The organism is Nocardia sp. NPDC003693, from assembly GCF_053981095.1.
This window is the reverse complement of sequence record NZ_JBSFNO010000004.1, coordinates 191,073-210,146: the sequence shown is the minus strand read 5'-3', so window position 1 is coordinate 210,146 and position 19,074 is coordinate 191,073. Positions and strand designations below refer to the sequence as shown.

The window sequence follows — 19,074 nt, the reverse complement described above, 5'->3', positions numbered from 1 at the left end:
CAGGCGTATTCGCGTGGGCACACGTAAGATTGCGAAAGAACTACGCCTGCTTGAACTTTCGGCGGTGTCTCGATCTTCCGAATCACCGCTCGCAAGTAATCCTGACAGCACAGCGGTTTTGGAGCAATGGACTCCGGTCAATTGAGTACCAAAGTCCCTACCGGTACCGGGCGGTCGAATTTCAATTCCGTTTTGCCCGATCTTTGGCGTCAGCACTCCCGGTCTATCGCACTGTCGGCCAGTGCGAACAGCTCACGGGGATCGGCGAATCCGGTAGTTCCGGATAATTCCGACAAATACGCCTTGGCCGCCCGCACGTGCCGCGCCGATTCCGACTGTGCCCAGCCTTTTCCGCCGGCCTGTTCGATGAGATCGGCGGCATGCGCGGCCGTCGAATCGTCCAGCGGCCGATCCGCGAAATAGAGCTCGGCGAACTCGCGGCCCGGCGGGGTGTCGGATTCCAATGCCGCCAGAATCGGCAGGGTTCGCTTGTGCCGCAACAGATCACTGCCCTTCGGCTTCCCGGTGAGCACGGGGTCGCCCCAAATGCCCAGCACGTCGTCGGCCAGTTGGAAGGCCACACCCAACTCGCGGCCGAACCCGTCCATGGCGGCGATCGTCTCCGCCGGCGCCTCGGCGCACACCGCACCCAGTGCGCACGCGCAGCCGAGCAGCGCGCCGGTCTTGTAGCGCAGGGTCTGCAGGCAGTCCTCCACCGTGAGGGCGAAACTCGTTTCGGCGCAGTCGAAATGCTGGCCCAGGCAGAGTTCGATCACCGCCTCGGCCAGGCGGCCCATCCCGGTCTGCGCCGCGCGCGGCGCGTCGGCCAGGGTCCAGATGGCCAGACCGTGCAGGGCGTCGCCGACCAGCACCGCGTCGTCCACACCCCAGACGTGCCACACCGCGGGCCGACCGCGCCGCATGACGTCCCCGTCCATGACGTCGTCGTGCACCAGGGTGAAGTTGTGCACCAGTTCGATTGCCGCGGCGGCGTGTAGCGCCGCGTCCGGACCCGCGCCCAGCGCTCGCGCGGCGGCCAGCACCAGCGCGGGCCGCAGGCCCTTCCCCGAATCCGTGGCGGCCGGAACGCCCTCCGCGTCCCACCAGCCCAGGTGATAGCCCGCCATCAGGCGTAGCTCGGCGGGCAGATTGTCCACCGCCCCGCGCAGAATCGGGGTGGTCAGGCGCTGGGCCCGCACCAGCGGATTCGTTCCCTCGCCCTCCGGGCCGATGATCGTGCCCCACCGGTCTTCCCACTCCGATCCCGAGCCGAATGCGGGATCCGCCGCGGTCGACGAACTCATGGCTACCTCCAGTGACTCGCCGGGCTATGTATCGCGACTATCGGATGCGCGCGGGTGCGCGATACGACGTCGCCAGGGTGCTGAGCACAGGGCCGAGGAGCCCGTCCGGGCCGCGGCGACAGGGCGGCGGCGCGGGGGCTGCGGAGCGGGAGAAGCACTGCCGGACAGGCGAATCGAGCGCCGGAAGGCCAGGGAGCGGCATGGCGGGCCCCTCTCCCCGGTACGACGGCGCGAACGCTCGGCGGCACACCGGTGCATTCGCACCGGCATCGGAACACGCACGGCTGCACGGTGATCCGAATCACAACCATGGTAAAGGCCCATTGGCCGATAGCCAACACCCCGCAATCATCGGCGACCGACCAGTATCGACGGCGCCGAGCCCGCCGAGCGGGCTCCCACGCCCGGCCGGCGGGCGCGCGCTAGCCTGAACCGGGCGTTGCGGCCGGACCAGGCCCCGCCCCGTCAGCCGACCGATCCACCCAGGAGGCTCGCCCATGCCACGTCCCGCCCTCGACCGCGCCACCATCCTGCGCCGGGTCGGCGCACACGCGAAGGTGCGCGTGATCGTCGCCGGCGGCGGCACCGGCGGGCACACCTACCCGGCGGTCTCGGCCATGCGCGCGCTGCGCGACCTGGTCGCCGAGGCGGGCAGCGAGGTCGAGGTGCTGTGGGTCGGTACCCCGGACAGCCTCGAACAGCGCGTGGCGGGCGAGAACGACATCGCCTTCACCGGCATCAAGGCGGGCAAGCTGCGGCGCGACCGCAACCCCCTCAAGATGCTGAACGCGGACAACGCGAAGGACGCGGTGCGGGTGCCGCTGAGCGTGTTCACCGCGCAAGCGGTGGTGCGGCGGTTCCGGCCCGACGCGGTGCTGTGCACCGGCGGCTACGTGTGCGCGCCCATCGGCATGGCGGCCGCGCTGCGCCGCCGTCCCCTGGTCATCCACGAGCAGACCACCGGCATCGGCAAGGCCAACCAGCTGCTGGCGCGCGCCGCGACGCGGATCGCCCTGAGTTCGGACGCCTCGGTCGAACTGCTGCCCGCCCGGGTCCGGGACCGAGCCGTGGTGACCGGCAACCCGATTCGGCCCGCGCTGACCACCGGCCGCGCCGAAGACGCTGTGCCCGCGCTGAATTGGGAGGGCTACACCCCGGGACTGCCGACGGTGTACATCACCGGCGGCGCCCAGGGCGCGGTGCAGATCAACGACCTGATCAACGAGTTCCTGCCCGAGCTGCTGACCGTGGCCAACGTGATTCACCAGTGCGGCGCGCGCTCCTACGACCAGGTCCGCGAGCGCGCGGCCGCGCTGCCCGCCGACCTGCGCCCCCGCTACCTGGTCCGCGATTTCCTCGGCGCCGAGCTCCCGCACGTGCTCGCGCTCACCGACGTGGTCGTATCCCGTTCCGGAGCGGGAACTCTCGCCGAACTGACCACCCTGGGCAAGCCCTCGGTGCTGATCCCCTACCCGCATTCGGTGGGCGGCGAGCAGATCCGCAACGCCCGTATCCTGGCCGAGAACGGCGCGGCCCGCGCGGTCATCGGCGACGACGCCACCGCCCCGAACCTGCGCGCGGCCCTGTTCGAACTGCTCACCGACCCCGAGGCCCGCAAGGCCGTCGGCGCGGCCGCCCACGCCATGGGCCACCCGGACGCCGCCGAACAGCTCGCCCTGACGGTCCTGGACCTCGCGGTGCCCTGAGACCGGCGCCGAGCCGCCGCGCTCAGGCGCCGATGATCAGGCAGGCGCTCGTGGCGGTCGCCAGGAGGACGCCGTCGGCGTCGCGCAGGTCGGCCTCGGCGAAGGCCACGCGTTTGCCGGGCTTGGTGACCCAGCCGTGGGCGGTGAGCTCGCCGGTGTGGCTGTGGATGGGGCGCAGGTAGTTCACCTTGATCTCTATCGAGGTGTAGCCGACGCCCGCGGCCAGGGTGGTGTGGACGGCGCAGCCCGCCACCGAATCGAGCAGGGTGCAGGCGATGCCGCCGTGCACCATGCCGATCGGGTTGTACATGGATTCGTCCGGCGTGCAGACGAATACGACATCACCGGGCCCGGCGCTGACCGGCCGCATGCCCAGCAGCCCGGAGATCGGCGGGCCGGGAATCTCGCCCGCGGCCATGGCGGTCAGGAACTCGAGTCCCGTGCGACCGGGCGCGGACTCGAGGGCGATCTTCGGGTCGTGCCAGTGCACGGTCTTGCTGCGCGCCTCGCCCCAGGATTCGGGCGCACCCGCGGGCTCGGAAGTAATCGTCATGGGCCCGACCCTAACACCCTGAGTTCATATTGTGAATGTAGATAGAATGTCGCCATGGCACGAATCTGCTCGGTGGCGAACGCGCTCGAAGTAGTCGGCGAACAGTGGGCCCTGCTCGCGCTGCGCGAGATCTTCCTCGGCGTGCGCCGCTTCGACGCCATCCAGGCGGCCACCGGCGCACCGCGCGCGGTCCTGGTGCGCCGCCTGAACACGCTCGTCGAGGCCGGGGTGCTCGAACGCCGCGACTATCGCGAGCCCGGCGCGCGCACCCGCCAGGAGTACCGGCTCACCGAGGCCGGGCGCGAACTCCAGCCGGTTCTCACCGCGCTCATGCAGTGGGGGGACAGGCACCTCGCCGGGCCCGCCGGCCCGCCGCTGGCCCTCACGCACACCGACTGCGGGGCGCCCGTGCGCGCGACGCTGTGCTGCGAGCACGGCCATCAGCTCGCGGACTCCGGCCACGAACTCACCGCGACTCCCTCACCGCCGCAGCGCAATACACGGCACGACTGAGCCCGCGCACTCATCCCGCTCTCAGAAACGGCCGCGAACAATACCTTCCGGGGGCATCGAGCGGGGGTGATCTTTCCAACCGGCTTTTGACGAGCCGATCGGTGGGAATACGGGTACTGTCGAGAATGTCAGCAAGTTCTCGGCAATCCCGAGAGATTGGAGATGCCATGCAAATCCAGGTCTTCGCCGACAAGCACGTCGGCGGTGGCGCGGCACTCATCGAGCGGGCGGAGGACGGCATCGCATCCGTCCTGGACCGCTTCGCCGAGCACCTCACACGGGTGGAAGCCCACATCACCGACGTCAACGGCCACAAGAGTGGCCACGAAGACAAGCGCTGTAGCCTCGAGGCCCGCCCCAAGGGCCAGCCTCCGGTGGCCACCAATCACAAGGCCTCCACCGTCGAAGAGGCGTATCTGGGCGCCGCGGAGAGCATGGCGCATCTCCTGGACAGCAAGTTCGGCCGCCTGCACCACGCCAAGGGCGGCGAATCCATCCGGTTCCTGCCCGTCGAAGACTGACTACGCGGTAGTGGGTACGAGAACGGCGGTCGCTCGCGCGGCCGCCGTTCCGCCATCCGAATCGGCTACGGCGCAGAGGGTTTCGAAGACCTAGGGCAGCAAGCCCGCACGACGAGCGCGGACCACGGCCTCGTGCCGGGTGCGCGCGCCGAGCTTGGTCATGGCGCTGCGCAGGTAGCTCTTCACCGTCTCCGCACGCAGCGAAAGCCGCCGGGCCGCTTCGGCATTGGTGCAGCCCAGCGCGATCTGCGCGAGCACGTCGAGCTCGCGCGGAGCCAGGGTCACCGGCGGCCCGGCCGCGGCGATACCGGAGACCAGGCCCGCGAGCCGATCGGTGACCGCGCGCAGCCGATCCCGCACCGCGGCGTCCGGGATGTTCTGGCCGATCTCGCGCAGCTCCGCGTGCATGTCCCGAAGCTGCTCGGTGCCAACGACATCCGATCCGGCCGGCCCGGGATCGCCTGCGGCGCGCAGGCGCAGCCGCCGATCCACCTCGTCCCGGATCGCCAGTTCCGTACTCAGTCGCCGCCCGGCCCGCACCATTTCCTCGGCGATGCGATCACCGATGGGACCGGACTCGCGATTGGCCGCGTACAGCACCGCCCGCGCCTGCCCGGCCACCACGACCGGCACCGCCGTCACCGCCCGCAGACCCTCCCCCAGCACCGGCCCGTCGTAGTGGTGGGTGATCGTGGACGCCGAGCGATAGTCCGCCACCGCCCGCGGCCGCCCGGTGGCCACGGCGCTGCCGCCCAGCCCGGAACTGGGCGCGACGATCAGCCCGCGCATGCTGTTCGTCCGGATCCCCACGAACTCGCTGAGCACCAGGGTGCCCGCGCTCACCTCACCGCCGAAGACCACCGGCAGGCGGGATATCGCCGCGATATGGCGCAGCTCCGCCCGCAGGGCGTCAGCGTCGCGCGGTCGCAGCAGCGGATCGGCCACAGGGGTCATCGGGTACCCCTTTCCGGGGGTAGTCGGCGGCGGGTGTGACCTGGATCCTATCGGTGTGAGCATGAGCATGGACCGGCTCCGGCCGGTGAGCTATTCCTTCGGGGTCTGGGACGCGCCGTTGCTCGGCGACACCATCGGCGCCGATCTGGACCGTACGGCCGCGGCCTTCCCCGATCGCGACGCGCTGATCGACCACCCCACGGGCCTGCGCTGGACCTATCGGGAGTTCGTGGCGGAGGTGGACGCGCTGGCGCTCGGGCTGCTGGCGACCGGGGTCGGCAAGGGCGACCGGGTCGGCATCTGGGCGCCGAACTGCCCGCAGTGGACGCTGGTGCAGTACGCCACGGCCAAGATCGGCGCGGTGCTGGTCAACATCAATCCCGCCTATCGTTCCCACGAACTGCGCTACGTGCTGCGGCAGGCCGGAATTCGCACCCTGGTGGCCGCGCCGGCGTTCAAGACCTCGGACTACGCGGCCATGATCGAGCAGGTGCGCCCCGAGTGCCCGGAACTCGAGCAGGTGGTGCTGCTCGAGAGCGACGAGTGGCGCGCACTGCTCGAGACCGGGCGGGCCGCCGATCCGGAACTACTGGCGACCGCACAGGCCGGACTCTCCGCCGACGACCCGATCAACATCCAGTACACCTCGGGCACAACGGGTTTCCCCAAGGGCGCCACGCTCAGCCATCACAACATCCTGAACAACGGCTACTTCGTCGGCGAGCTGTGCGGCTACACCGAGCACGACCGCGTGTGCGTACCGGTCCCGTTCTACCACTGCTTCGGCATGGTCATGGGAAACCTGGCGGCCACCAGCCACGGCGCGGCGATCGTCATTCCGGCGCCGTCCTTCGATCCGCGCGCGACGCTGGAAGCCGTTGCCGCCGAACGCTGCACCTCGCTCTACGGGGTGCCGACCATGTTCATCGCCGAACTCGCCGAGCCGGAGTTCGACCGCTTCGACCTGTCGAGCCTGCGCACCGGCATCATGGCCGGCTCGCCCTGCCCGGAGCAGGTGATGAAGCAGGTGATCGAGCGCATGGGCATGCGCGAGGTGAGCATCTGCTACGGCATGACCGAGACGTCGCCGGTCTCCACCCAGACCCGCGCGGACGACAGTCTCGTTCAGCGCACCGCCACCGTCGGCCGGGCCGGGCCGCACATCGAGATCAAGATCGTGGACCCGCTGACCGGGCTGACCGTGCCCCGGGGCGAGCCCGGCGAGCTGTGCACGCGCGGCTACTCGGTGATGCTCGGCTACTGGAACGACCCGGACAAGACCGCCGAGGCCATCGACGCCGCGCGCTGGATGCACACCGGCGATCTGGCCACCATGGACGACGACGGCTACGTCGCCATCACCGGGCGCATCAAGGACATGGTGATCCGCGGCGGTGAGAACATCTACCCGCGCGAGATCGAGGAGTTCCTGTACACCCACCCGGACGTGCTCGACGCCCAGGTGATCGGCGTCCCCGACGCCAAGTACGGCGAGGAGCTGATGGCCTGGGTGCGCATGCGCGAGGGCGCGCCCGCGCTCACCGCCGCGGCGCTGCGCGAGTTCTGCCTGGGGCGGCTCGCGCACTTCAAGATCCCGCGCTACGTCCACGTGGTCGACGAGTTCCCCATGACCGTCACCGGCAAGATCCGCAAGATCGAGATGCGCGAGATCGCCGCGCGCCTGCTCGACACCACCGAGGAGCAGTCATGACCGCCACCGCCAACATCGCCGCCTACCGCGCCGCCCGCGACCACCTGCTGGCCACCGCGACCGAGTACGACGCGGCCGTCGCCGGTTTCGAGTGGCCCCGCCTCACCGGCGAATTCAACTGGGCCACCGACTGGTTCGACGGCTTCGCGCGCGGCAACGACAACCTCGCACTGTGGATCACCGAGGAGGACGGCAGCGAGCGGCGCATCACCTTCGACGCCATGGCCACCCGCTCGGACCTGGTCGCGACCTGGCTGTCCGGACTGGGCGTGTGCAAGGGCGACCGGGTGATGCTCATGCTCGGCAACCAGGCCGAACTGTGGGAGGCCATGCTCGCGGTGGCCAAGCTCGGCGCGGTCATCATGCCGACCACCGCCGCCCTCGGCCCGGACGACCTGCACGACCGAATCACGCGCGGCGGTGCGGGTTTCGTCATCGTGAACACCGCCGACACCGCCAAGTTCGAACACGTTCCGGGCGAGTACACCCGAATCGTGGTGGGCGAACCCGTGATCGGCTGGCACGCGTACCGCGCGGCCGACGACGTCGTCTCCGCGGGCCCGTTCACCCCCGGCACCACGGTCGAGGATCCGCTGCTGGTGTACTTCACCTCCGGCACCACCAGCCGGCCGAAGATGGTGCAGCACTCGCAGATCAGCTACCCGGTCGGCCACCTGTCCACCATGTACTGGATCGGTGTCCGGCCCGGCGACGTGCACCTGGCCATCAGCGCGCCCGGCTGGGCCAAGCACGCCTGGAGCTGCTTCTTCACCCCGTGGCTGGCCGAGGCCACCATCTTCGTCTACAACTACGCCCGCTTCGACGCGGCCGCCCTGCTCGGGCAGCTGCGCCGCGCGGAGGTGAACACGTTCTGCGCGCCACCGACGGTGTGGCGCATGCTGATTCAGGCCGATCTCGGCGAGCGTCCGGCGGGGCTGCGCGAAATCCTCGGCGCGGGTGAGCCTCTCAACCCCGACGTGATCGCGCAGGTCGAGAAGGCGTGGGGGCTGACCATCCGGGACGGGTTCGGGCAGACCGAGACGACGCTGCAGATCGGCAATACTCCAGGCCAATCGGTCAAGCCCGGGTCGATGGGCCGCCCGGCGCCGGGAGTGCCGGTGGTACTTGTCGATCCGATCTCCGGAGATGTCGCTGACGAGGGCGAAATCTGTCTCGACCTGGGCTATGATCCGGTCAACCTGATGACCGGATATCTGGGCGATCCGGAACGCAATGCCGTTGTCACGGCGGGGGGCTTCTACCACTCCGGTGATGTGGCCGCCCGCGACGAACACGGATACATCACCTATATCGGCCGCACCGACGACGTCTTCAAGTCGTCGGACTACAAGGTGTCGCCCTTCGAGCTCGAAAGTGTGCTCATCGAACACCCGGCCGTGGTCGAAGCGGCCGTCGTACCGCAACCGGACGACACGCGTCTCGCGATTCCGAAGGCATATGTTTCGCTCGCCGCCGGCTGGGAACCCGATCGCGAAACCGCCCGAGCCATCCTCGAATACGCCCGCGATCACCTGGCGCCGTACCTGCGCGTACGCCGACTGGAGTTCACCGAGCTACCGAAGACCATTTCCGGCAAGATCCGCCGCGTCGACCTGCGTCTCCGTGAGGAGCAGGCGCACGCCGCGGGAACACCCATCTCCACCGAGTTCCGCTACGAGGACGTTTTCACCGATACCGCTTCCTGATTCGCACGCCGCCCATTCCGACGACAGATTGGAGTCCATGCGTGTCCCACACCGTGGAAACCGCCACTGCCTACGTGATCGCCGCCCTGGAGGTCAAAGGCACTGCCTCCCGTGACGATTTCGACGTGCACGGCATCGTCAGCGCGACGCACACCATCGCCGAGACATGGGATTTCCACTCGGTGGACCGCGGTCGTTTCTGGGGCATCGTGGCCAGTTTCCTGAGGCCCTGATCGGCGTCGGCCCCATCGCCACCGGCTCGCCCCGGTGGCACCCGCTGCACTCGGATTCCGGCCCGGCCCACCCCTGCGGGCCCGGCCGGAATCCGCTCGATCCGCCGGACCATTCGACGTCCGGCGGAGCCCGGCGGAAACGGGGCGAAACGGATCCCGTCATGGCAAAGCCTTGTTCCGTTCACCCGCTTGCCCTAGCCTCCGATCCTCGTGAGGACTAGCGCGGAAACCGAACCGCGAAGAGATGTACGCGTCTGGGGGACGGTTACCGCGCTCGGAGTGATCGCCGGTTATCTGGCTGTCCTGCTGGCCGATCCACGTCACTTCTACACCGACGACACCGAAGCCCAGTACGTGCCGATGTGGCAACTGCTCGGCAGCGAATTGCGCGAGGGCCGTTTCCCGGCGCTGGTGCCCTGGGAATGGATGGCGGGCAACTACTCGCTGGAAGAGGCGGCGATCTACAACCCGCCGCAACTGCTCGTGTATCTGCTCGCGCCGTCCGTGGACAACCTGGCCGTGTACGCGACGGTCGTGAAACTGGTGTTCGCGATCATCGCGGCGCTCGGCGTCTACCGCATCTGCCTGGCCTACGGCGCCAAACCCGCCTGGGGCGCGGTCGCGGGCGTGGCCTTCCCGCTCAGCGGCTGGTTCCTGTTCTTCGACCAGGCCAGCTGGTTCACCTCGCAGACCGGCACCGCGTGGCTGTTGCACGCCTGGGCCTCGGCGGTGCTGTACGCGCGCGGGCGCAGCGGACCTGTTCCGGTGTTCGTGTTCCTGTGGCTCGCGCTGACCATCCAATACGTCTTCCCCGCCGTGGAAGCGGGCCTGATGATGCTCGCGGTGATCGCCGGTGAGTACATCTACCAACAGCATTGGGCCGTGGTGCGGCGCCTGGTGCTGGTCTCGGGCTGCGCGGCGCTCGCGGCGCTGGTGGCCAATCTTCCACTGCTGCTGTCCTCCCAGGTCACCTGGCGCGGGGACGCGCGCATTCGCAACGAGCCGTTCCTGACCGTCCCGTGGTCCGAATCGCTCAACGCCAGCCTGCCCAGCACCACGCCGGCCTTCCACGCCTGGTGGGGGTACGTGCAGCCGCTGCCCATGGTCTACGTCGCGTGGTTCCTGATTCCGGCGCTCGCCTTCATCGACTGGAAGGCCGCGCGGCATTCGGTGCGCGAGTTCAGCGGAATGGCGCTGTTCGCGGGCGGCATGCTCATGTGGACCGCCGGACCGGGCGCGGTGGGACCGCTGCGCTGGCCCGCGCGCGTACTGCCCATGGTGGCCATCGGACTCCTGGTGCTGGTGTGCGTACTGCTCAGCAGGCACGGCACATTCGCGTCCTCGCGACGGCGAGCAATCGCCGGGCTGGCACTCACCGGCATCCTGTTCGTGCGCTCGTTCTCGGCCGCACCGGAATTGATCCTGCGCCACCTGCTCGCGGTGGCGACCGTGGTCGGCGTCGGCGCGGGGGTGCTGTGGCTGGCGCGCAATCGCGGTGCGGCGCTGGCCAGCGCGCTGATCATCGTGGCCATGTTCCCGATCGCCTTCGCCCAGGTGAAGGCCGCGCCGTCGACGCCCATGTCGTACAACTTCCCCGAACGCCGCTCGACCATGACCGACGCCTTCCCGCGCTTCCCCGGTCTCACACTGCAATTGGCCGATCGCGCGATCCTGCGTCCGGAGGACAAGAGCATCGAACGGGCCTGGGGATCGCTGGCCATCGGCAGCTACGCCAAGAATCTCGGGCAGCAGTACGTCAACGGGTACACCCCGGTCGGGCACGCGGCCTTCAGCGGGCTGCTGTGCATCGCCTGGGACGGCAGCACCTGCCCGGACGCGTACCGCCGCGTCTTCACCGCCGAACCTTCCACCGGGCGCACGATCGCCGACCTGATGAAGGTGGACCGGGTGGTGCTGCACGTCGCGCAGTACCCGGGCATCGACGCCAATCCGGCGCCGGAGGGCTGGAAATGGGTCGAGCAGCCCGGGCACGAGGAGTACATCCGGGTGCTCGAGCGTGAGGGCGGGCTGGCCTCCATCGTGAACGGGGCCATCGCGGACACGAGGGGCGTGAGCGCGGTGTCGACGATGGTCGACGGGGTGAGCGCCCGGGCCCGGGTGACTTCCGCCGACGGCGGCCAAGTCGTGTTCAACCGGCTGGCCTGGCCCGGTTACCGGATCACGCTGAACGGTCGGGAGCTCGACCACACCGAGATCGCCGGAACGTTTCTGGCGGTCGACATTCCGGCTGGCACCTCCGAGGCCGATCTGGAGGTGAGCTGGATGCCGCCGGGCTGGGAGATCAGCCTGGCCTCGGCCGGCATCGGCGTGACCGGGGTGGGGTTCCTGCACTGGTCGTACCTGCGCAATCGGCGGCGCGACGCCGGCGTACCGCCGTCCGAGCGGCTGCACCCGGCGCGGGATCAGAGCCTCGTCAGCAGCTAGTACGCATTGCGAAGGATGTGCGCGGCGAAAAGCCGCGCACGCCTTCGCGATTCGGTCGTTTGCCGAGCACCGTTCACGGCGAATGACCGTTTTGTCCGATGAATCGGGCGATCGGTCCGGAGATTGCCCGCAATGCGCGGCAGCACAATGGAATCCGCGCGCGACCGATCGGCGAAGCCGCAGGTCGCCCTGGCGTACACTGGTGATCTGCCTGACTGAGACGTTGTGATCAACGCTCATGAACCGCGGCAGCTCAATGGAGAGGGCATGCGATGACGATGGTTGCTGAGCAGATCATCCGTCTCGCCCGCATCCCGCTGGGCCGCCGAACCCGGCCGCACACCCCGGCCGCGCATCACCTCCGCAGCACCCCTGCGGCACTACTTCGAATTACCGGTGAGTGGCCGATGCCCGCGCCCGGCGGCGGGATGCCCGCCGCGCGCGTGCTGTCGACACCGGGCTGACACGCACAGTCGGGGACTGTATGCCGCCTTACTTGGACCGCAATGACGCGGGACGGCAGTTGGCCGGACTGCTGTCGGCCTTTCGCGGCCGCGACGTGGTGGTGCTCAGCCCACCCGGCGCGGGCGTGCCGGTCGCCTACGCGCTCGCCGCCAGGCTGCGCGTGCTGCTCGACGTCATTCTCATCCGGCCGCTGACGGTGCCGCGCCGGCCCGACCTCGTCTACGGACTGCTCGGCGAGGATCGCTCCCTGCTGATCGACACCGCGGCCCTCGCGCACGGGGCCATCGAGGATCCCGAACGCGTGCACACCGAGAAGGAGCAGGAGAACATATTGCGGCACAACGCTTTCGACCTGCGGGGCCATCGGCCGCGGGTCAGCCTGGACGATCGGACGGTCGTGATCGCCGAGGAGTTCGTCACCGACGCCACCGCGCTGCGCGACGCCTGCCGTATGGCGCGGCTGCAGGGCGCGATCCGGATCGCGGTGGCGGTCAGCGTCGGCGACCCGCGCGAGCTGGACACGCTCAGCGTCTACGCGGACAAGATCGTCTGCCTGGAGCCCGCGCCCCGGGCCGCGCCCGACACGATTCGCGAGCTGACCACCACGAACGCCGAGATCGCCGCGATGCTGGCGGACAATCACGCGGCCGAATGGTCCCGGGTCACCGAGGTGCTCGGCGATCGGAGCGTGCCGCCGATCCGGAGCTTCCCGCTGCGCGATCCCTGCGCCTGAACGGGCGTACCGGCCCGTTCGGGCTCAGTCCGCGGCGGGCGGCTCGGCCTGCTCGGGCCGGGGCGCGGGGGCGAGCCGGATCACGCCCGCGTCGAGGTCGAGTTCGACGCGCGGCTTGTGCGTCTGGCCGTCACCGTCCTGGCCGCTCTCGTCGTTCAGCTTCTGGCCCGGAAAGAGTTCACCCATGATGCCCACGCGTCCACGATAGGCGCTCGTGCGGGGTGCGCGCCGCGACGGAATCCCCGCGCGCCTGTTGACCTGGGGAGATTCACCCCCCGGACATGGGCAACGGCCCGGAAGCTGCGGACCTCCGGGCCGTTTCGTACTCCGGGCGCCATGCACGTATCCAATGTCCCGCCGACACCCGACCGGGTACACCCGCGACCGTGACCGAGCTCGAACGCCACGACCGCCGACAATTCCCGCCCGGCGTGCAGTGGCGGTACACCCATGACGCCCGGAGCAGACCGGTGCAGCTTCACGAGGAGCTTGCGAATCTCCGCCGGTCACAGCAAGTGTCGCGCGGTTGAACACACAACGTCGACACGACAAGACCAACTGGCACTCCAGGTCGCCCGGTTGGCACTCCAGGTCCGCCGGAGGGCTGTCCGGCGAGGTCAGGCGTTGGCGCGGACGGCCTCGAGGTACTCCGCGATCGCGCTGCGATTGCGAGCGAGGCAGTCGATGCGATGGGACATGCGGGCGAGTTCGGTTTCCAGGAGCTCGAGCATTTCCGGGGTGGCGTCGTCGAAGACGATGGTGCGGGGCTTGTCGAGACAGGGCAGGATCTGTTTGATGATGCGGGTGGGCAGACCGGCGTCGAGGAGTCCGCGAATCTGGACGACGCGGTCGACGAAGCGCTCGTCGTAGCTGCGGTAACCGTTTCCGCAGCGCTCGGCGGCCAGCAGGCCCTGCTCCTCGTAGTAGCGCAGCAGCCGGCGCGAGGTTCCGGTCCGTTCGGCCAGTTCTCCGATGCGCATATGCCGTACCTCACAGGTTCTCGCGTTGACCTTCACATCAATGTGAAGGTTCGAGCATACCGTTCATGAACACACCGAACACGTTCCCGCCCATCACATCTGCCGCGCCGGAAGCGGCGGCGAAGCTGCCCACCGGCGCGCTGCTGGCCCTGGCAACGGCCGTCTTCGTCACCAGTCTCACCGAGACGCTGCCCGCCGGGGTACTGCCCGCGCTCAGCGGCGACCTGGGGGTCGGCGAATCGGCCGCGGGGCAGTCGGTGACCATCTACGCGATCGGCACCGCGCTGACGGCCATCCCGCTCACCGCCGCCACCGCGGGCTGGCCGCGCAAACGACTGCTGCTGACCGCCATGACCGGATTCGCGGTCGCCAACACCGTCACCGCGCTGTCCTCGAACTACGGGCTGACCATGACCGCGCGCTTCCTGGCCGGGGTGGCGGCCGGCCTGGCCTGGGCGCTGATGGCAGGGTACGCGCGGCGGCTCGCGCCCGAGCACCTGCGAGGCAAGGCGGTCGCGATCGCCATGGCGGGCATTCCGGTCGCGCTGTCGCTCGGGGTGCCCGCGGGCGCGTTCATCGGGCAGGCGGTGGGCTGGCGCGCGGCCTTCCTGTCGATGACGGCGCTCACCGTCGTGCTGCTCGGCTGGATTCGGTTCGGAGTGCCCGATCAGCCGGGGCAGGCGGCCGGGGAACGCACGCCGATCACACGCGCGCTGAGCGTTCCCGGGGTGCGGCCGGTGCTGTTCGTGACGCTGACATTCGTTCTGGCGCACACGATTCTGTACACCTACATCGCGGCGCTCCTGGCCGACGCGGGCATGGCGGACGCGACCGGTGCGGTGCTGCTGGTGTTCGGCGCCGCGTCCCTGGCGAGCCTGTGGTTCGTGGGCGCGCACATCGACCGGCGGCTGCGGGCGCTGACCATCGCGAGCGTGCTGCTCGTCGCGGTCGCGGCGGGAATCCTTGCGGCACTTACGAGCAACCCCGCGCTGGTCTACCTGGCCGCCGTGCTGTGGGGACTCGGCTGGGGTGGGCTGCCGACCCTGCTGCAGACCGCCGCCGCCGATGCCGGCGGGGAGGCGGCCGAATCCGCGCAGGCGATGCTCGTCACGCTGTGGAACGTGGCCATGGCGTTGGGCGGCGGGGTGGGCGGGGTGTTGCTCGGCTGGTTCTCGGCGGGGGCGCTGCCGTGGGGTGTGCTGGTACTGCTGGTGCCCGTCGCGGTTGCGGTCGGAGTGGCTCGGGCGCACGGGTTTCCGGCGCGGAGAGGGGTATCGGCCGCCGCGTGATCGATGCCGAACCTACGTGTTGCGCGATCTCGCGGCGGGCGTGCGCGCGCGGCCGAAGGCGCGCAGGGCGGGGATCGAGACGAGCATGAGGAGAGCGGGGGCGGCGGTGAAACCCAGGAGCATGCCCAGTTTCGCGCCGTCCGACTGCGCCACCGGGGCATCCCAGGTGGTCGCGGCGTACCCGGAGACGGCGAGCGCCACCGAGAAGAGCGCCGGGCCGACGGCCATGCCGGCGGTCTCCCCCGCGGTCCACAGGCCGGTGAACGTCCCCGCCTGCGTCTGACCGGTGCGGTCGGCGTCCGCGAGCACGGTATCGGGCAGCAGCGCCAGCGACAGCAATTGCAGTGCCGCATAGCAGATTCCGAGCAGCGCGATCAGGATCAGCGCCGGAATCGAGCCGCCGAGGGCGACACCCGGCAGCAGCAGGGCCGCGCCCGCCGCGTAGCCCACCGTCGCGACGAGATAGCAGCGAAGCCTGCCGTACCGGCGCGCGAGCCGCTCCCAGACCGGGATGGCCAGCGCGCTCGGCGCGACCAGGCAGACGAACAGGACCGAGGTCATGCCGTGACCGCCGAGCCAGTACGTGGCGATATAGGGCGCCGCAGCCAGCATGACCGCGACCGCGACGGCCTGGATGATGTACACGGTCAGCAGCGCGAAGAAGGCCCGGTTGCCCCGGGCCGCGCGCACCGCCGCGATCAGCCCGAGCGAGTGCCCCGGACTCGATCGCACCCAGCGCGTGCCCAGCGCGGCGGTGAGCAGCGCACCCAGCATCAGCGCGCCGACCACGACGCCCATCAGCAGGTACCCGGCGCGGCCGCCACCGGCGGTGGCCGCGAGCACCGGTGCGATCCCACCGCCCAGCAGAATGCCGATCGTCAGGTAGATGACGCGGCGCGCGGTCACGCTCGTCCGGCCCGCCGCGTCCGAGGCCATCTCCGCGGGCAACCCCACGTACGGAACCTGGAACAGCGCATAGGAACTGGAGGCGAGCACGAACACCACCGCCACCCACGCCGCACCGGCGGCGCCCGTGAACGGCGAGAGGAACATCGCCGCGAACAGCACGGGCAGCGATACCGCGCCCCACAGCAGCAGCACCGTCCGGCGGCCGGTGCGCACGGCTTCGCGATCGCTGGCCGCGCCCACGATGGGATTGAGGACGACGTCCCAGAGTTTGGGCAGCGCGACCACGAGCCCGGCCACGCCCGCGGCGACACCCAGCACGTCGGTCAGGTAGTAGAGCAGCAGCAGGCCGGGAACGGTCGCGAACACCGCGGTGCCGACCGAGCCGACACCGTAGGTCGTCAGCCTGCGGCGGGTCAGGGACTCCGCCCGGCCGGGCGGGCTATCGAGCGACATGATGGCCTCCCGGAACACATTCGGCAGCACCATGCCCCGGAACGCCGCGACCGGACGAGCCGAACATGCTGTGCGACAGGAGAATATCCGGGCCGGCGGTCGGCTGCTCGGTCATCGTCCACTCCCACCCGCGAACGCCGGTCGCCCGAGTGGCGCCGGCCGGCGCCGAACTCTATGCCGGCCCCTCCCGATGACAGCGATATTGACTCAGCGTGATCGCTTCTCCTGTCGCGTCGAGTGAAACTCGATCGGGCCCAGCGGATAAGAACCGCGATGACGAGAACCGGCGTTTCCTGGTCAGTTGACTAATATCGTGTGCACGGTGTCCCCACACCGACGCCTGATCGCACCATTGCTCGCGCTCGTCCTCGCCGCGCTGGGCGCCGCGCCCGCGGCACAGGCGGCACCCGACATCGGAACCGGTCGCGGGTCGGTGACCGCGGCGTACCTCGAAGGAGCGACGCCCGGGGCACGGGTGGAACTGCTCGACGGCGACGCGCGGATCGTGGGGCGCGGCAGCGTCGATCGGCTCGGCTCGTATCTGGTGCGCGATCTGCGGCCGGGTGCGGATTACCGGTTCCGGGTCGATGGGCACAGCGGCAACGAATTTCGGGTGCTGGACGGTACCGCCCCGCCGCAGTCGCACTACGACGAGCAGCGGCTGCTGCCCGGCATGAACTACGTGCGCATGCGGGACGGCATCACGCTGGCGGCGTTCGTGCGTCTGCCGTTCGGGAAGACGCTGGCGGACGGGCCTTTTCCCACGGTGATCGAGTACTCCGGGTATCAGACCGCCGCGCCGAATCCGCTGGTGCTCGGCGCGGCCACCGGACTGCTCAAGGCCCGCGATCCGCTGGCGCCGGCGAACGGACTGGTGCTGGGCGCCGAACTCGCACCCGATATCGGCTTCGCGTCGGTGAGCGTGCAGATGCGCGGCAGTGGCTGCTCCGGCGGCGCCTACGATCTGTTCGACTATCCGACCGTCTACGACGGGTACGACACGGTGGAAACCGTTGCCGCCCAGCCCTGGGTCGCCGGGCACAAGGTCGGCCTGGTCGGCATCTCGTACTCGGGGATCTCGCAGATCGCCGTCGCCGGGACCGAGCCGCCGAGCCTGGCCGCCATCGCGCCGATGAGTCTCACCGATGATCTGCACTCCACCGGATTTCCCGGCGGGATCTTCAATACCGGTTTCGCCGACACCTGGCTCACCGAACGGCAATCCGATGCCGGGCCGGGGCCGGACGGCGGGCAACCCTATGTGCGGCAGCTGATTCAGCGGGGCGACACCGCGTGCGCGGCGAATCAGTCGCTGCGACTGCAGACTCCGAGTCTGCGGCAGCTGGTCGCCGACAATCCCGAACGCAATCCGGACGTGTTCGACCACCGGTCACCCTCGACGTGGGCTCCGAAGGTGCGGGTGCCGGTGCTGCTGACGGGTGCGCTGCAGGACGAGCAGGTCGGGCCGCAATGGACCCGGATCATCGACAGGTTCGACGCGAATCCCGATGTGTGGGTGCGAATCATCAACGGCGCGCACTTCGACTCGCTCGGGCCGCAGATCCTGAGTCAATGGTGGGAGTTCCTCAACATCTTCGTGGCGGATCGGGTTCCACCGCCGTCACCGGCGCTGGAAACGCTCAGCACCGTGATGTACGCGGCCATCACCCGGTCGCCGGCGATCCGGGTCGACAGCGCGCGGCTCTCGGGTGCGTCGTCGGTGGCGGCGGCCAGGGCGGCGTTCGCGAACTCGCCGCGGGTCGAGGTCTTCTACGACAACGGCGCGGGTGCGGCGGGGGTGGGTGGTCTCGCCGCGCCGTGGTCGCTGGGGCTGGATGGGTGGCCGTCGGCGCAGATATCGCCAGCCACATGGCATCTGAGGGACGGCGGCGTGCTGTCGACCACCCCCGGGGCCGCGGGGAGTCTCGACTTCCGGCCCGACCCGGCTGCCCGGCCGGCCGGAACGCTCGATGTGGTCGGGCCGTCCGACATTCCCTGGCAGCCGATTCCGCCGTACAACTGGGCGCCGCTACCGGGTGAGGCCGGGGTCGGATTCACCTCGCCGGTGCTGGACCGGGACGTGGTGACCGCCGGGCCCGCCAGTTTGGATCTGCGGTTGTCGAGTACCGCGCCGGTGACCGATCTGCAGGCGACGGTCACCGAGGTCCGGCCGGACGGCCGGGAGACGTACGTGGCCAGCGGCTACCTGCGATCGTCCTTCCGGGCCGTCGACGCGAATGCGACGGAGCTGCAACCGGTTCGGTCGTTCCGTGATCCCACCGACCTGGCGTCGGGCTTCAGCGAGGCGCGGATCTCGATCGATCCGCTGGCGCACGCGTTCCGCGCGGGCTCTCGAATTCGCGTCACTCTCACCGCACCCGGCGGGGATCGTACGTCGTGGCGGTTCGATACACCCGCGACGGATGGGCTCGTCGTGGACACGATTCTGCTGGGGGCGGGCGGGTCGTCCCTGGTGCTGCCGGTGATCCCGGGGGCCGTCGCGGGAGCGCCGCTGCCCGCCGACTGCGCCGGGCTGCGCGGTCAGCCGTGCCGGGCGTACGTGCCCGCGTTCAACGGCGGCTGATCGCCGCGGAAGTCC

At 69.8% G+C, this 19,074-nt stretch carries 17 protein-coding genes; 11 read left to right on the top strand and 6 right to left on the bottom strand.

The genetic code is table 11. The features are described from left to right. Positions 1–209: 209 nt before the first annotated feature. A complete protein-coding gene (locus ACWDOP_RS07815; protein ID WP_456344432.1) occupies positions 210–1,304 on the bottom strand; it encodes a polyprenyl synthetase family protein in 1,095 nt (364 codons plus the stop codon). 497 nt (positions 1,305–1,801) lie between these two features. Between ACWDOP_RS07815 and ACWDOP_RS07810 the strand changes: the two genes are divergently transcribed. Further along, positions 1,802–3,010 (top strand): UDP-N-acetylglucosamine--N-acetylmuramyl-(pentapeptide) pyrophosphoryl-undecaprenol N-acetylglucosamine transferase, encoded by a 1,209-nt coding sequence (locus ACWDOP_RS07810; RefSeq protein WP_456344431.1) that lies wholly within the window; start codon positions 1,802–1,804, stop codon positions 3,008–3,010. A 22-nt stretch (positions 3,011–3,032) separates the two neighbouring features. Here the strand turns inward: ACWDOP_RS07810 and ACWDOP_RS07805 are convergent, their stop codons facing one another. Then, on the bottom strand, positions 3,033–3,563 hold the full coding sequence (locus tag ACWDOP_RS07805) for a PaaI family thioesterase (protein WP_454201422.1): 531 nt from the start codon (positions 3,561–3,563) through the stop codon (positions 3,033–3,035). Positions 3,564–3,617: 54 nt separating this feature from the next. On the opposite strand from ACWDOP_RS07805, the gene ACWDOP_RS07800 reads away from it, so the two are divergent. Continuing rightward, positions 3,618–4,076 (top strand): winged helix-turn-helix transcriptional regulator, encoded by a 459-nt coding sequence (locus tag ACWDOP_RS07800; protein ID WP_456344430.1) that lies wholly within the window; start codon positions 3,618–3,620, stop codon positions 4,074–4,076. A gap of 167 nt (positions 4,077–4,243) precedes the next feature. Continuing rightward, the gene (locus tag ACWDOP_RS07795) at positions 4,244–4,597 is read left to right on the top strand and encodes a ribosomal subunit interface protein (RefSeq protein ID WP_454201424.1); all 354 of its coding nucleotides are present in this window, start codon (positions 4,244–4,246) and stop codon (positions 4,595–4,597) included. 90 nt (positions 4,598–4,687) lie between these two features. Here ACWDOP_RS07795 and ACWDOP_RS07790 read toward each other — a convergent pair whose 3' ends face one another. Beyond that, entirely contained in the window at positions 4,688–5,551 is an 864-nt protein-coding gene (locus ACWDOP_RS07790; RefSeq protein ID WP_456344429.1) for a LuxR C-terminal-related transcriptional regulator, read from the bottom strand. Between the two features lie 61 nt (positions 5,552–5,612). Between ACWDOP_RS07790 and ACWDOP_RS07785 the strand changes: the two genes are divergently transcribed. The 6 genes from ACWDOP_RS07785 (at position 5,613) to ACWDOP_RS07760 (ending at position 12,844) form a co-directional block, all read left to right on the top strand. Then, entirely contained in the window at positions 5,613–7,262 is a 1,650-nt protein-coding gene (locus ACWDOP_RS07785; RefSeq protein ID WP_456344490.1) for an AMP-binding protein, read from the top strand. Next, complete coding sequence (locus ACWDOP_RS07780; protein ID WP_456344428.1) at positions 7,259–8,968, top strand: AMP-binding protein; 1,710 nt, start codon at positions 7,259–7,261, stop codon at positions 8,966–8,968. The genes ACWDOP_RS07785 and ACWDOP_RS07780 overlap by 4 nt, the downstream gene beginning before the upstream one ends. Before the next feature lie 41 nt (positions 8,969–9,009). Further along, on the top strand, positions 9,010–9,201 hold the full coding sequence (locus tag ACWDOP_RS07775; protein WP_454201427.1) for a hypothetical protein: 192 nt from the start codon (positions 9,010–9,012) through the stop codon (positions 9,199–9,201). Between the two features lie 279 nt (positions 9,202–9,480). Beyond that, a complete protein-coding gene (locus ACWDOP_RS07770; protein ID WP_456344427.1) occupies positions 9,481–11,646 on the top strand; it encodes a hypothetical protein in 2,166 nt (721 codons plus the stop codon). Between the two features lie 272 nt (positions 11,647–11,918). Beyond that, positions 11,919–12,110 (top strand): hypothetical protein, encoded by a 192-nt coding sequence (locus ACWDOP_RS07765; RefSeq protein ID WP_456344426.1) that lies wholly within the window; start codon positions 11,919–11,921, stop codon positions 12,108–12,110. Between the two features lie 20 nt (positions 12,111–12,130). Further along, entirely contained in the window at positions 12,131–12,844 is a 714-nt protein-coding gene (locus ACWDOP_RS07760; protein WP_456344425.1) for a phosphoribosyltransferase, read from the top strand. Positions 12,845–12,868: 24 nt separating this feature from the next. Here the strand turns inward: ACWDOP_RS07760 and ACWDOP_RS07755 are convergent, their stop codons facing one another. Both ACWDOP_RS07755 and ACWDOP_RS07750 read right to left on the bottom strand, forming a co-directional pair. Next, the gene (locus ACWDOP_RS07755; RefSeq protein WP_454201458.1) at positions 12,869–13,039 is read right to left on the bottom strand and encodes a hypothetical protein; all 171 of its coding nucleotides are present in this window, start codon (positions 13,037–13,039) and stop codon (positions 12,869–12,871) included. A gap of 422 nt (positions 13,040–13,461) precedes the next feature. Continuing rightward, entirely contained in the window at positions 13,462–13,824 is a 363-nt protein-coding gene (locus tag ACWDOP_RS07750; RefSeq protein WP_454201431.1) for a MerR family transcriptional regulator, read from the bottom strand. Between the two features lie 65 nt (positions 13,825–13,889). Between ACWDOP_RS07750 and ACWDOP_RS07745 the strand changes: the two genes are divergently transcribed. Next, positions 13,890–15,113 carry an MFS transporter gene (locus ACWDOP_RS07745; protein WP_456344424.1) on the top strand — a complete coding sequence of 408 codons (1,224 nt, stop codon included), beginning with the start codon at positions 13,890–13,892 and terminating at the stop codon, positions 15,111–15,113. A gap of 12 nt (positions 15,114–15,125) precedes the next feature. On the opposite strand, the gene ACWDOP_RS07740 is transcribed toward ACWDOP_RS07745, so the two are convergent. Continuing rightward, positions 15,126–16,475 (bottom strand): MFS transporter, encoded by a 1,350-nt coding sequence (locus ACWDOP_RS07740; protein ID WP_456344423.1) that lies wholly within the window; start codon positions 16,473–16,475, stop codon positions 15,126–15,128. 322 nt (positions 16,476–16,797) lie between these two features. On the opposite strand from ACWDOP_RS07740, the gene ACWDOP_RS07735 reads away from it, so the two are divergent. Beyond that, the gene (locus tag ACWDOP_RS07735) at positions 16,798–19,059 is read left to right on the top strand and encodes a CocE/NonD family hydrolase (RefSeq protein WP_456344422.1); all 2,262 of its coding nucleotides are present in this window, start codon (positions 16,798–16,800) and stop codon (positions 19,057–19,059) included. Positions 19,060–19,074 lie beyond the last annotated feature (15 nt).

Coding starts and splice junctions, on each gene's coding strand:
- ACWDOP_RS07795 (WP_454201424.1), top strand. CDS start 4,244: ATGCAAATCCAGGTCTTCGCCGACAAGCACGTCGGCGGTGGCGCGGCA.
- ACWDOP_RS07760 (WP_456344425.1), top strand. CDS start 12,131: ATGCCGCCTTACTTGGACCGCAATGACGCGGGACGGCAGTTGGCCGGA.
- ACWDOP_RS07800 (WP_456344430.1), top strand. CDS start 3,618: ATGGCACGAATCTGCTCGGTGGCGAACGCGCTCGAAGTAGTCGGCGAA.
- ACWDOP_RS07765 (WP_456344426.1), top strand. CDS start 11,919: ATGACGATGGTTGCTGAGCAGATCATCCGTCTCGCCCGCATCCCGCTG.
- ACWDOP_RS07815 (WP_456344432.1), bottom strand. CDS start 1,304: ATGAGTTCGTCGACCGCGGCGGATCCCGCATTCGGCTCGGGATCGGAG.
- ACWDOP_RS07780 (WP_456344428.1), top strand. CDS start 7,259: ATGACCGCCACCGCCAACATCGCCGCCTACCGCGCCGCCCGCGACCAC.
- ACWDOP_RS07740 (WP_456344423.1), bottom strand. CDS start 16,475: ATGTCGCTCGATAGCCCGCCCGGCCGGGCGGAGTCCCTGACCCGCCGC.
- ACWDOP_RS07785 (WP_456344490.1), top strand. CDS start 5,613: ATGAGCATGGACCGGCTCCGGCCGGTGAGCTATTCCTTCGGGGTCTGG.
- ACWDOP_RS07790 (WP_456344429.1), bottom strand. CDS start 5,551: ATGACCCCTGTGGCCGATCCGCTGCTGCGACCGCGCGACGCTGACGCC.
- ACWDOP_RS07810 (WP_456344431.1), top strand. CDS start 1,802: ATGCCACGTCCCGCCCTCGACCGCGCCACCATCCTGCGCCGGGTCGGC.
- ACWDOP_RS07750 (WP_454201431.1), bottom strand. CDS start 13,824: ATGCGCATCGGAGAACTGGCCGAACGGACCGGAACCTCGCGCCGGCTG.
- ACWDOP_RS07745 (WP_456344424.1), top strand. CDS start 13,890: ATGAACACACCGAACACGTTCCCGCCCATCACATCTGCCGCGCCGGAA.
- ACWDOP_RS07805 (WP_454201422.1), bottom strand. CDS start 3,563: ATGACGATTACTTCCGAGCCCGCGGGTGCGCCCGAATCCTGGGGCGAG.